Origin of the sequence: Sulfoacidibacillus ferrooxidans (assembly GCF_022606465.1) — a bacterium.
Lineage (GTDB): Bacteria > Bacillota > Bacilli > Alicyclobacillales > SLC66 > Sulfoacidibacillus > Sulfoacidibacillus ferrooxidans.
In genome coordinates, this window is sequence record NZ_JALBUF010000076.1 from 1 (window position 1) to 552 (window position 552).

1 protein-coding gene is annotated in these 552 nt (G+C 44.9%); it reads right to left on the minus strand.

Going from position 1 to position 552, the window contains the following annotated elements; genetic code table 11:
* Window positions 1-124: PhzF family phenazine biosynthesis protein (locus MM817_RS17635; RefSeq protein ID WP_419723431.1), on the minus strand; the 124-nt coding region annotated here is incomplete at its 3' end.
* Window positions 125-552: the final 428 nt, after the last annotated feature.

Sequence of the window (552 nt, forward strand, 5' to 3'; positions counted from 1 at the left end):
GACGTGCAATCCGTAACATTGTCTCATGATCCAAGGTATTTGCATTAAGAATAACTGCTGCTGGATTTCCCTCAAAAGCATTACTTGTAAAGCTGTTCACAACGGAAAAGGGTATATCTACCATTAACTGACACCTCTTTCTTATGAATAAAAACTAATTCCCCGACTAATTTGCACATTAGCCTAACAAAACGTAAAGCCTTTAATTCCAACTTGGTAGACGCGAGCCCCTCATTTAGACCCATGGACTTCTCAGCGACTGTTACGAGACGTATTGCTCGCTTCATGCCTACAGTTCGCATTACACCACAGTTCTTCCACTGACTCACAATCTCGCTGGCGCCAAGCGAGACGAGATCCTGTAGCAGCGGGCTCTTACGAAGTGTAATGAGAGACGCCCTGCCTTCTAAGTTTTTAAACACCTTGGTATATTCCGGAAAGACCCGATCTAGCCAGTTCTGAATTCGCCGGTCCACTTGCCCTAAATTCAACATGACCTTGGACCTCATCCAGACAAGCTCCATGGGCTGAACAGTTGCAAGTATAATCTTG